Annotated in this window: 8 protein-coding genes; 7 read left to right on the top strand and 1 reads right to left on the bottom strand. The window is 38.8% G+C overall.

Annotation, left to right across the window (positions count from 1 at the left end):
• The first annotated feature begins 403 nt into the window (after positions 1-403).
• The 6 genes from AC07YC_RS07215 (at position 404) to AC07YC_RS07190 (ending at position 8837) form a co-directional block, all read left to right on the top strand.
• Complete coding sequence (locus AC07YC_RS07215) at positions 404-2440, top strand: hydantoinase/oxoprolinase family protein (RefSeq protein ID WP_494918905.1); 2037 nt, start codon at positions 404-406, stop codon at positions 2438-2440.
• Positions 2441-2443: 3 nt separating this feature from the next.
• Positions 2444-4123, top strand: a complete 1680-nt coding sequence (locus AC07YC_RS07210; protein WP_494918904.1) for a hydantoinase B/oxoprolinase family protein — start codon at positions 2444-2446, stop codon at positions 4121-4123.
• Between the two features lie 12 nt (positions 4124-4135).
• Positions 4136-4888: an IclR family transcriptional regulator gene (locus tag AC07YC_RS07205; protein ID WP_336636505.1), complete on the top strand. Its 753-nt coding sequence runs from the start codon at positions 4136-4138 to the stop codon at positions 4886-4888.
• A 22-nt stretch (positions 4889-4910) separates the two neighbouring features.
• Positions 4911-6485: an OPT/YSL family transporter gene (locus AC07YC_RS07200; RefSeq protein ID WP_494918902.1), complete on the top strand. Its 1575-nt coding sequence runs from the start codon at positions 4911-4913 to the stop codon at positions 6483-6485.
• Between the two features lie 16 nt (positions 6486-6501).
• The gene (locus tag AC07YC_RS07195) at positions 6502-7545 is read left to right on the top strand and encodes an S-methyl thiohydantoin desulfurase domain-containing protein (RefSeq protein WP_494918901.1); all 1044 of its coding nucleotides are present in this window, start codon (positions 6502-6504) and stop codon (positions 7543-7545) included.
• A gap of 677 nt (positions 7546-8222) precedes the next feature.
• A complete protein-coding gene (locus AC07YC_RS07190) occupies positions 8223-8837 on the top strand; it encodes an HD domain-containing protein (RefSeq protein ID WP_336636502.1) in 615 nt (204 codons plus the stop codon).
• A 174-nt stretch (positions 8838-9011) separates the two neighbouring features.
• Here AC07YC_RS07190 and AC07YC_RS07185 read toward each other — a convergent pair whose 3' ends face one another.
• A complete protein-coding gene (locus AC07YC_RS07185; RefSeq protein WP_494918900.1) occupies positions 9012-10418 on the bottom strand; it encodes a pyridoxal phosphate-dependent decarboxylase family protein in 1407 nt (468 codons plus the stop codon).
• Between the two features lie 102 nt (positions 10419-10520).
• On the opposite strand from AC07YC_RS07185, the gene pdxR reads away from it, so the two are divergent.
• Entirely contained in the window at positions 10521-11996 is a 1476-nt protein-coding gene (gene pdxR, locus AC07YC_RS07180; RefSeq protein ID WP_494918899.1) for a MocR-like pyridoxine biosynthesis transcription factor PdxR, read from the top strand.
• Positions 11997-12031: the final 35 nt, after the last annotated feature.

The raw sequence follows: 12031 nt of genomic DNA, 5'->3' as shown, positions 1-12031 counted from the left end.
TTCTTTTTTTATTTATTAGCTGATAAAGCCTAGTCATTTTAACATCTCCTTCCTCAAATGCCACTAAAAAGGATTCTGTTATTTTCCTTCTATACTTGATAACCTGTCGAAACATTCATCATCGCTATTTTTTTTATAAAATTTACGATTCTAATTGAAAAACTAGGATTTTTTTTCTTACGATTAATAACTCGAGAAGCTTCCTTATATAAATGTGTTTGGTATTTTTTATCAATTGTTCTCTGTTATTGGAAGGAAAAAGCGGATTTTTACAAAGAGAAGCAATTGTCAAATGAATTTTTATTTAAAAAATACATTGAATTTTCTTTTTCTTTTAAATATAATTTACTTAATTCTAATTCGGAACACTGTTCCGATTATAGGAACACGGAGGGATGGAGTCTTGAAAATCGCAACAGATATTGGCGGTACTTTTACCGACCTAGTTTATACAGATGAGAAAGGAAATCTTCATTTTGACAAGGGTCATACGACGCCAGGGCATTTTGAGGATGGGATATTAAACGTATTAGGACGACATGTAACAGAGGATTCTCTCATTGAATCGTTTATCCATGGTTCTACGGTAATTATTAATACATTAACAGAGAGAAAAGGTGGCGTAGTCGGATTAATTACAACAAAAGGCTTCCGTGATATTTTAGAAATTGCACGTGGTAACCGACCAGACTTATATAATTTTAAATATAAAAAGCCAGAGCCATTTGTAGAGCGTTATTTACGACAAGAAATTGATGAACGCATTGATTTTAAAGGTAATATTATGAAAGCGCTTAATAGGGACGAAGTTGGAGAGATTGTTCGTCAATTTAAGGAATCAGGTGTAGAGGCAATTGCCATTTCGCTGATTCATGGCTATAAAAATCCCATTCATGAGCAGCTATTAAAAGAAGAAATAGTAAAAATTTGGCCCGAGGTGTATATTACACTTTCAAGCGAAACGATTAAGGAATATCGTGAATATGAAAGAACAAATACAACGGTTTTAAATTCATATGTGAAGCCCATTGCTCACGCTTATTTAAAAAGCCTAAAAGAAAAATTAAGCACAGTTGGTATTACGGATCATTTAAAAATTATGCAATCCAATGGTGGGACAACAAGCTTTGATAAAGCGATGGAGTTACCAATCAATCTAGTAGAGTCTGGCCCTGTAGCAGGAATGTTTGGGGCAGCAAAATTAGGTGAGCTTCTAAATGAGTCCAATATTATTGCCTTTGATGTGGGTGGTACGACAGCGAAATGCTCACTTATTACAGATGGCAAAGTAAACGTTACGACCGATTACTATATTGAAAGAAATGAAAAATTTGCTGGCTATCCAATTAAAACTCCAGTTGTAGATATTGTTGAAATCGGTAATGGTGGCGGCTCTATCGCTCGTGTGGATCAGTTCGGCTCCTTAAAGGTTGGTCCGGATTCTGCTGGGGCAAACCCAGGTCCAGTAGCCTATGGGTTAGGCAATACACAGCCAACGATTACGGATGCTAATGTTTATATAGGAAGATTATCATTAGCCAACTTCGATAATCCAGTTTCTATCGACAAAGTAGAGGAGGCACTTGTTGAAGCGATTGCGAAACCGTTTAAAGTTTCTGCGGAAGAAGCAGCGCAAGGAATTTTAGATATTGCGAATTCCAATATGTTAAATGCGTTGAAGCTCATTTCCATTCGTAAAGGCTATGATCCAGAAGACTTTACAATGGTTGCCTTTGGTGGCGGTGGTCCACTACATGCTATTAATTTAGCTGAGGAATTAGGCATGAAAAAGGTCATTATACCTTATGGCTCCTCTGTCTTTTCAGCATTAGGAATGATGATGACAGAATATCGACAAGACTATATCCAAACAAGTTTAATGGGCTTTAATCACGCGCATCTTGCGGAAATTCAAGCAAATATCAATCAAGCTATTGAAAGTGCCTATACTGACGCACCTTTATCGAAAGAGCATTATTATTTCGAAATTAATTATGATTTACGTTATAAAGGTCAAGAGCATGCAGTCAAATTGAACGCATCGAATAGCACGATTGATGATGAAGGGCTTCTTCAATTGGCTGAAGCGTTCCATGTCAAACATAAACAAGAATTTTCATTCAATTTACCAACTACTCCAATTGAATTAGTAAATCTACACATTACTATCTATGGAAAAGATGAGGCTGTTCAATTTAAAGAATTAGATTTCTCTCATATTGATGTGTCAACATGTATCAAAACAAAGCGCAACTTATATGTAAAAGAGAAGGGTTGGGTTGAGGTCAATGTTTATGACCAGCAAAAGCTTGCTCCTGGGTATGTTATTGCAGGTCCTGCTATCGTCGAAAATCCAACATCTACAGTCGTAATCAATGAAAAGCAATCCATAGAAATTGATAAATATGGCAATTTGATTGTAGAGATGGAGGGGAAATAAATCATGAAAAAAGACGTTTTTGCTGTAGAGATTATTCAGGATTCATTGCTAGCTATAGGGGATGAAATGTTTGTCGCTCTAGCACGCTCTTCTATGAGTCCCGTCATCTATGAAGTATTAGACTATGCTTGTGGTTTAACAGATGCACAGGGTAACTTAATTAGCCAAGGAAATGGTGTTACCAGCTTTATTGGTATGCTAAGTCCAATGGTGCAGCGAGTCATTGAAAAATTCGATCATGGCCAAAAGTTACATGAGGGCGATGTCATTATTATTAATGACCCATATGTTGGGGGAGGCTCGCATTTATCAGATGTTGGCTTAGTGCTTCCTATTTTTTATAACGGTGAAATCATCGCTTACTCTGCCAATAAAGCACACTGGACAGAAGTTGGGGGTATGGATCCTGGTTCATTTACAAGTAATTCTAATGAAATCTATCAGGAAGGTCTACAACTGCCAGGTGTTAAACTATATCATAAAGGTGAATTGAACGAAGCCATTTATGAGATTATCTCGACGAATGTTCGTTTACCAGAGCTATCTATCGGCGATATGTTTGCACAAGTAGCCGCCTTAAAAACAGGCGAAAAGCGAATTACAGAGCTTTGTCAGAAATTTGGTGCTGAATCGGTGAAATTGTCCATTCAAAAACTATTGGACAAGGGTGAGAAAATTGTAGAGCTAGAGCTGCAGCATTTACCAAAAGGTGAGTTTTACGCGGAGGACTTTATTGAGGGAGATCCATTAAAGGGCGGACCATACCCGATTAAAGTAAAAGTAACGATTAGTAATGAAGAATTTATTTGTGATTTTAGAGGCTCCCATCCAGCGGTGAATGTGCCAGTAAACTGTTCCAAATTTGGTTTAATGGCCAGTGTGCGTGTCATGTTCCTAGCATTACTAGGTGATATTGATGTCATTAATGAGGGAGTCTTTAAACGGTTAACTATTTTAACGGATGAAAATTCCATCGTCTCGGCTAAGCGCCCACATCCAGTATCCATGAACTTTGAGGCACGTATTGGGGCAGCAGATTTAATTTGGAAGGCACTTGCGCCACATTTACCAGAAAGATTATCAGCAGGACACCTACAATCCGTTTGTACATTTATTCTGACAGGTAAAAATCCTGAAAATGATGAGTCATTCCTAATCGTTGAACCATCTGTTGGTGGTTGGGGAGCATCGAATGATGAAGATGGTCAAAGCGGGCAATATTGTATGGGGGATGGTGAAACTTATAATCTACCTGTGGAAATTGCCGAAACGAAATATGGCATTCAAATTGATGAGTATAGCTTAAACTGTGACGGTGCAGGTACAGGCCAGTTTAGAGGTGGCTTAGGTGTACGTCGTGTATATACAATCAATCATGATGGTCAAAAGGTTTCAGTCAACTTAGGGAGACACCAATTCGCTCCATTTGGTTTAAGTGGAGGAGGCGAAGGGTCTCATAACTATTTAATCGTTCATAAAAAGGATGGCTCCACAATTGGACCAGTTGGCGTACTAGCCAATTATGAGTTGCAAAAAGGTGATCGCATTGAGCTAGTTACCGCAACAGGTGGTGGCTATGGTAATCCACTTGAAAGAAGTCAAGAGGCTATTGAGCGTGATGTGTTAAATGAATATATATCTGTAGAAGTAGCGAAAATGCATTACGGTTATCAAAACGCTTAAAGGGAGAAATGAATGACTGTCAAGACATTAAAAAACTCATTAGATATACTAGAGTGTTTTGCGACGACAGAAAATGCATTAGGTGTACGTGAAATTTCGCGCATGATGAAAATGCCGACAAGTGTCGTACAAAGAGCCATTCATACATTTACAGAAACGGGTTATTTAATTCAGGATGAAGGCACGAAAAAGTATAAATTAGGCTACAAAATGTTCCTTTTTTATGATGTGCTCTCACATACAATGGACCCACACTCGACTATTTATGAATTAATGCAAAATCTTGCAAGTGAAATAAACGAATCGGTGTTTCTCACTTATATGGACAATGAATATGGTGTCACAACAAAAATTGCCGAAAGTAATAAAAATGTAAAGTATGCGGTGTCTTTAGGAACAAAGACACCCCTTTACATCGGTGCTTCCTGTAAAGTCATGTTCGCCTTTTTAGAAGAGGCTAGACAGCTTGAATTAATAGCATTTTTTCAAGGCAAGCAATCGAAAGATGAGCATAATGAATTTCTTGAGACATTAAGGGAAGAGCTACAAAGCATACGCCAAAATAAATGGTGTGTAACCGTTGGAGAATACAATGAACACGCTTTTGGTATCAGTGTACCGTTATTCAACTATAAAAAAGAAATTATCGCATCTCTTACAATTTCTGGATTAGTATACGATATAGATGATCAAAGGGAGAAATATATGCTTGACCAGTTAGTGAAAGTAGTTCATCAGATACAATCGCATATTTCAAAACTATAACAGCAATAGGGGAGCTGACAGTATGAATAATAAAGTATTACACCCACGGGCTTTGGAGCCTGTAACGCTACTAATGATTGTTTTAACATCAGTCGTTGGGGCCATTATCGGGATACAGCTGATTACGACTTTAGGGATTTCTGCCAATACATCAATCGTTGGGGCAATATTTGCGATGATTTTAGGAAGAATTCCAATTGGCAAACTAATTGCATTTAAATCGGTGCATAGACAAAATATTATTCAAACGGCCATTTCATCAGCTACTTTTAGTGCAGCGAGTAGCTTAATGTTGCCAATTGGTATTCCATATGTTTTGGGCTATGAAAATTTAGTATTACCGTTGTTTATCGGTGTTATTTTAGCGATGTTTGTGGATGCTTTATTATTATATAAATTTTTTGATACAAAAATTTTCCCAGCAGCAGGTACTTGGCCACCAGGGATTGCGACAGCTGAAGCAATTAAGGCTGGCGATAAAGGCGGTAAAAATGCCAAAGTATTAATTGGTGGTGTATTAATCGGTATCGTGGGAGCTATTCTTAAAATTCCGATGTCAGCTTTTGGGGTAGCGTTTATCGGTAATATTTGGGCACTATCGATGTTTGGGATTGGGCTTTTACTAAGAGGCTATTCGGTTCAATTATTTAATATTGATTTAAATGCTTATTATATTCCACATGGCATTATGATTGGTGCCGGCATCGTGGCTCTATTCCAAGTAGCCTTCACCCTATTAGGGAAACGCGCTGCTAAAAAGTCAGAAGAGTTAAGCTATTCTAAAGATACGAAAGAAATTCGCCAAGGGTTCGGTGTTGGGTTTATTGCCTATTTAGCGATTGCCTTATTAATTGCAGTTTTAGGCGGCATTATTACACATATGTCATTTGGGATGTTAATAGGATTCATCCTCTTTGCAACAATCGCAGCATTTGTCCATGAGCTAATCGTTGGTATTGCGGCAATGCATGCGGGATGGTTCCCAGCGTTTGCAGTGGCATTTATTACATTGATTGTTGGTATTTTAATAGGCTTCCCTGCACCAGCACTTGCTTTGTTAGCAGGTTATAGTGCAGCTACAGGGGTAGCATTTGCGGATATGGGCTATGATTTGAAAACTGGTTTTATTCTTCGTGGAAATGGTAGTGATCCAGCACTAGAAAAAGAAGGGCGTAAACAGCAAATGATCGCTGGTATGATTGCCTTCTCTATTTCTGCTATTGTTGTTTTACTATCCTACAAATCCTATTTTGCACAAGATTTAGTAGCCCCTGTTAACCATGTTTATGCGGCAACTATTCAATCTGGTGTTACAGGAGATGTAGCGAAACAACTAATGATTTGGGCTATTCCAGGGGCATTGATCCAATTGATTGGTGGCTCGAAACGACAAATGGGTATTCTTTTTGCCACAGGTTTATTACTAATCAATCCGATTGCTGGATGGGCGGTATTAGCAGGTATCTTACTTCGTGTTATTTTCACATATGTGACGAAAGGTAAGAGAGAATCTGAAATGACTGTCTTTGCAGCAGGTGTTATTGCTGGGGATGCTTTATACAGCTTCTTCTCTTCTATTCTAAAAATAGGGAAATAGAAAGGAGTAATGCTCGATGGCAAAAGTATTAACGTATGAGGATGGGATTGCTGCTGTTTATGGTGGTGCAATTCTTGGCGGAGGCGGAGGTGGCCTCCTAGAGGAAGGACTCAAACTGATGGAGGAAATTTTTGCAGCTGGGGAACCTCAATTAGTTGATCTGACAGAATTAGATGGCGAAGATTTAGTAGCGTGTGTCGCAATGGTAGGCGCACCTTCAGCAGCCGATCAATATATTTCGAACGAGCAGCTTTGCTGGAGCTATCGCAATATGAACACACATACCAATCACCGTCTAAAAGGCATCATTACCAATGAAAATGGTGCCATCACAACGATTAATGGCTGGTTGCAGTCAGTTTTATTAAAGGTGCCTGTCGTGGATGCTCCTTGTAATGGGCGGGCACATCCAACGGGTATTATGGGTTCCTTAAATCTTCATGAACAGCAAGACTATCAATCAGTGCAATTTTACGCAGGTGGCAAAGATGACTTTGCGGTTCAAGGATTTGTGGAAGGCCCACTACAAAACACGGCTAAAACAGCACGACAAGCGTCTATTTTAGCAGGAGGTTTAGTAGGTGTGACAAGGAATCCTGTGACGATAGATTATTTACAGAAACACGGGGCACCGAATGCCATTACAATGGCTATTGAGCTTGGCTATCGTTTCCTCAATGGACAAACCTTTGACGATAAATTGGCCCTTATTTTACAGCAATTGAATGGGGTGCATATCGTAACGGGTAAGGTCCAACATTATTCATTAACGAAGGAAAATGGCTTTGATGTAGGGAAATTATCCGTTGGCGATTACGATTTGACTTTCTGGAATGAATACATGACGTTATCGAAAGAAGGACAGCTACAATCGAAATTTCCAGATCTTATCATGACATTTGATACGGAAAAGATGCTGCCAGTTCCAAGTGCGAGCATAAAAGAAGGAATGCATGTGGCGGTCATCCATGTTGATCAATCTCAATTAAAATTAAGTTCAACGATGCAAAATCAAGAGCTATTAAAAGAAATTGATGAGGTCATCAAGGGCGTGTTGTAGGAACGAGCAAAAAATAATAAAAGCTGCCATCATCTACATGACTGTAAGATGGGCAGCTTTTATTCGTCCTTCAGCGGGAAGGTATTACATTTTATCACGATCGTTCCTACTTCCTTTATAACTTCTAACAATTTTGGCTTACGTGAATCTTCATTGTGTTTATACGACTCATTCACGTGGTTTCATAAACTGGCAGTCATCATCGTGTACGATTTTCATTAAAGGGAGGAGCTACGTTCATACAACATGAAGAAGGTAACAACCAATAACGAAAAACAATTACACATGGCTTCCATTTAATAATAACCTTTTGGTCGTAAAAACAACTAACTCGTTGTTCACAGTTTTCGGCTGTACATCATGCTATGCGGGTTAAACAAAGAATTTCTAAGGGAAAGTATTCACTTTTATTTGTTGGATGATTGGTTTTCTTTACTTATGTCATCTTGCAAACATACTATTCAATTGTAAGCCCGCTGAAGTTGATATTCATTCTGTCAAACACATAGCTGTTTGTACATAGCTGAAAAATATGAGGTACAGAACAAATTGTTTGTTCTGCACGTTTATCTTATAATATTCTGAAAAATTAGTCAATTGAAAAGGTATTGATTTTTTATTTTTCGTGAGGGCTATAAATACAGTATAATCGTGTAGGAAGGGAATGAGTTTGAACTATGGATTATTTAATGAGTAAAGTACGAGAAATTTATGAACAGTTTGACGCTAGCCATGATTTCCAACATATTGAGCGTGTCTATCAAAATGCACTAGCGATCTTACATACAGAGCCAGCAGCAGATGCAGAAGTTGTTAAAATTGCAGTGCTGTTGCATGATGTGAGCGACAAAAAGTATACCGATAGTAAGGAACAGGAGGAACAGCTTATTGCAGAGCTCCCTGTTAGCGAGGAAAAAAAGCAACATATTCGAGATTGTATTGCACAAGTATCGTTTAATGGTGGAAATGAGCTAGAGGCTACATCCTTGGAAGCAAAAATCGTTCGCGATGCAGACCGTTTAGATGCGATTGGAGCCATTGGCATCGCTCGAACATTTGCATATGGTGGTGCGAAAGACCGCAAGCTTTATGATAGGGATGAAGAAGCACGCACAAATATGTCGGAATCAGAATATCGTCAAAAAAATACGTCATCTGTCACTCACTTTTACGAAAAGCTATTACTCCTGAAGGATTTAATGGTAACGGAAAAGGGCAAGCAAATGGCACTTGAACGTCATCAATTTATGGAAAGCTTTTTACAGCAATTACAACATGAAATAGGTCAATAAAACAACACGAACCACCTTTCAATTGAAGGCGGTTCGTGTTATTTTATTTGCATATTTGTTTGACATAATCATTTTATTGTAATTTGAAGTTTTTTTAAATGAACTATGCAGTACTCTCAATTTTTACAAATATATTTGTGCATTCGCCCTTGTTATTCATTTGGATATCATCGATTAGAGGGACTCGTGGAAAAAGGATTGTATAGCTGTCGTTAGTGCTTCCCAAATAATTGTTAGATCTTCTGTGGTTGTACGCCAATTGCTGAAAGCCGCACGCATAGCTGGCACACCTTGGTAAACAGTTGGTGTCATGAACACTTTGCCTTGTTGATTTAATGTCTTCAAAAATTGTTTGTTCATTTCGACTGTCAGTGCTTCATGATTGATGGCAAAGCACACAACATTTAAACGAACAGGTGCTAGCAAAGTAAATTGGTCACTTTGCTCTATTTTTTGACCAAGCTGCTGAGCTAGCAGTACATTTTGTTCGATTAACTGTTGATAGCCTTTTTTACCATAAGCTTGTAGGGAGAACCAAGCTGGCAACGCACGGAATCGTCGTGAATTTTCAGGGGTAAGATCACTAAAATTCGGATTTTCAAGCGAGCTATCAAGGTAGGCAGCATTGTTTTGAAATACGGCTACTTGTAACGATTGATGTCGGGTAAATTGCATAGCCGCATCATAAGGGACATTCAGCCATTTATGTGCATCAATCGTAATCGAATCAGCATAGTTAATGCCCTCGACTAAGTGATAGTACTTGGGTGAACACGCAGCAAAGCCTCCAAAAGCCGCATCTACATGAAGCCAGAAATTATAGCGCTTTTTGAGCTTGCCAATTGCTAGTAAATCATCAAAATCAACCGTATTGACGGTTCCCGCATTTGCTACGACAACACAGGGTTCTTGTTGATTGTCTTCGAGAAACTGTTGTAATTTTGTAATATCGATCGCTTCACGCTGCTCCTGACATGGAATAAGATGAATGGAATTTCTTCCAATGCCAAGCATAGAAGTTGCTTTGACAATACTCGAATGCGGCGTACCACTGACGATTTTTATCGGTGGGATATCAAATAACCCATCCATCGCAGTGCTTTTCCCATAGTATTGCGCCACCCACTCTCTTGCTTGAGCAAGTCCTACGAAATTAGCCATCGTAGCCCCGCTGACAAATGTTCCCTGATAATCCTCACTCACTAGCAATAAATCTTTTAACATATCAATCGTCGCTAATTCCATTGAGCCTGCTACAGAATCTTGTGTATTGGATAGATTTTGATCGTAAATACTGACTAACCAATCCCCAACAATCGAAGCAGGCGTAGCTCCACCTGTAACAAACCCTAAATATCTTGAACCTGCACTGGCGCTTAAGCCTTCAGCATAATGCTGTGAAAAGTATTGAAGTATCGACTGAGCGCCATGTCCTACTTCAGGAAGTGTTGAAGCTGGTACGTTATAAGCTTGACTTGTTACCGCTCTTTCTTCAAGACTGGTAAAAAACTTGGCAGCATGGTGCACAACATCCGTTAAAATCGTTTCAATATTTTCCTGATCTTGCTTCATGTTCGTCATGGATCATCATTTCCCTTCATTTTAAATTTAGCTATTTCTGCCTCTACACTATATAGTGATATATATAACAGTCAAATTATGACTATAACAGTTGGAGGGTCAATGAAAATAAAGCTAAACCGTCAATCAGATCAAACCTTAATCCATCAGATTTCAAATATTATGACAGAAAAAATACGATCAGGCTTTCTACAGGAGGGGAGTCAATTACCTTCTATTCGGAGCTTTTCTAAAGAAAATCAAGTGAGCCCTGTAACGATTAGCAAGGCTTATGCATTGTTAGAAAGAAATGGGTATATTCAGGTGGTACATGGCAAGGGGGCATTCGTGCGAAAAAATGAACAGGGGAGCATGCATATAAGCCAACGTAATTATAATTGGCAATTAGCGATTCCCGACTACATTCAACGTTCACAATCCATGTTAAATAAAGGAACAGAATATGCGCTGAAATTTTCAAGTGCGACCATCCATCCGGGGTTATTGCCTTCAGTTTATTTGACGAATGAAATCGTGGCAATTTTACTCGCGAATCCTCAGATTGTTACGCGCTATGGGGCTGTACAAGGTGATGAAGATGTACGAAAGGCAATTCGGGACTATGTACAACAATATGGTGACATTGAAACAACACCTCAAGAAATTATTGTGACAAATGGTGTTCAACAAGGAATTGATGTAGTGGCTAGAACATTTATTGGACCAGGAGACATTGTCATTACCGAAGCTCCTACCTATACAGCAGCAATCGATGTCTTTAGAAATCGTGGAGCCCATATTATTCCGATTCCAGTAGATGCAGAAGGTATGCAGACAACTATTCTAGCGACATTATGCTTAAGCAAACAACCAAAACTGATTTATACAAATCCAACATTTCAGAATCCTACAGGAACTGTTTTAAGCGAAACGAGAAGAAGAGAGTTACTAGACCTTGCCCAACAATACGGCTTTCTTATTGTAGAGGATGATTCATGGAATGAAATTTATTTTGACGATAATCCACCACCACCTACTTTGAAAGCGTTAGATGAAAGTGGTCATGTTATTTATTTAAAAGGATTTAGCAAAACGTTAGCACCTAGTTGTAGAATTGGAGCCATCATCTCGAATGGCACTGTCCATCAACGGCTCCTATCAGCCAAATCCTTTGCCGATTCGGGCAATCCACTATTAACACAAAAGGCATTGATTCCTTTTTTACGATCAGAACGCATGCATGTCCATTTAGAAAAATTACGCATTGCGCTTGAAGTAAGAAGAGACCAGACGATTGCAATATTGAACAAATATGCACCACAAGGCGTTACGTGGATGGAACCAAAAGGAGGGTTAAATATTTGGGTGTCTCTGCCTAGTAATGGGAATACAGATGAACTGTTGTTTAAAGCGCAGCAAGCCCATATTACTTTTTTACCCGGCTCTGCTTGTTATCCGGGAGAGCCTCAATATCACCATTTGAGAATTAGTTATTCCTATCCAGAACCACAGGACCTAGAGCAAGGAGTCATGAAACTTTGTCAGATAATGCACACGTATTTACAGGAGAATAGGAGCATTGTTAGGACAAACCATTGACAGTTTGTTGTTCTTTGTTTACATGTCAATTGATG

The sequence above is a fragment of the Lysinibacillus sp. GW247-5R2A genome, from assembly GCF_059424475.1.
Note: the sequence above shows the minus strand (reverse complement) of the source record. Positions and strands in the feature narration are given on the sequence as shown.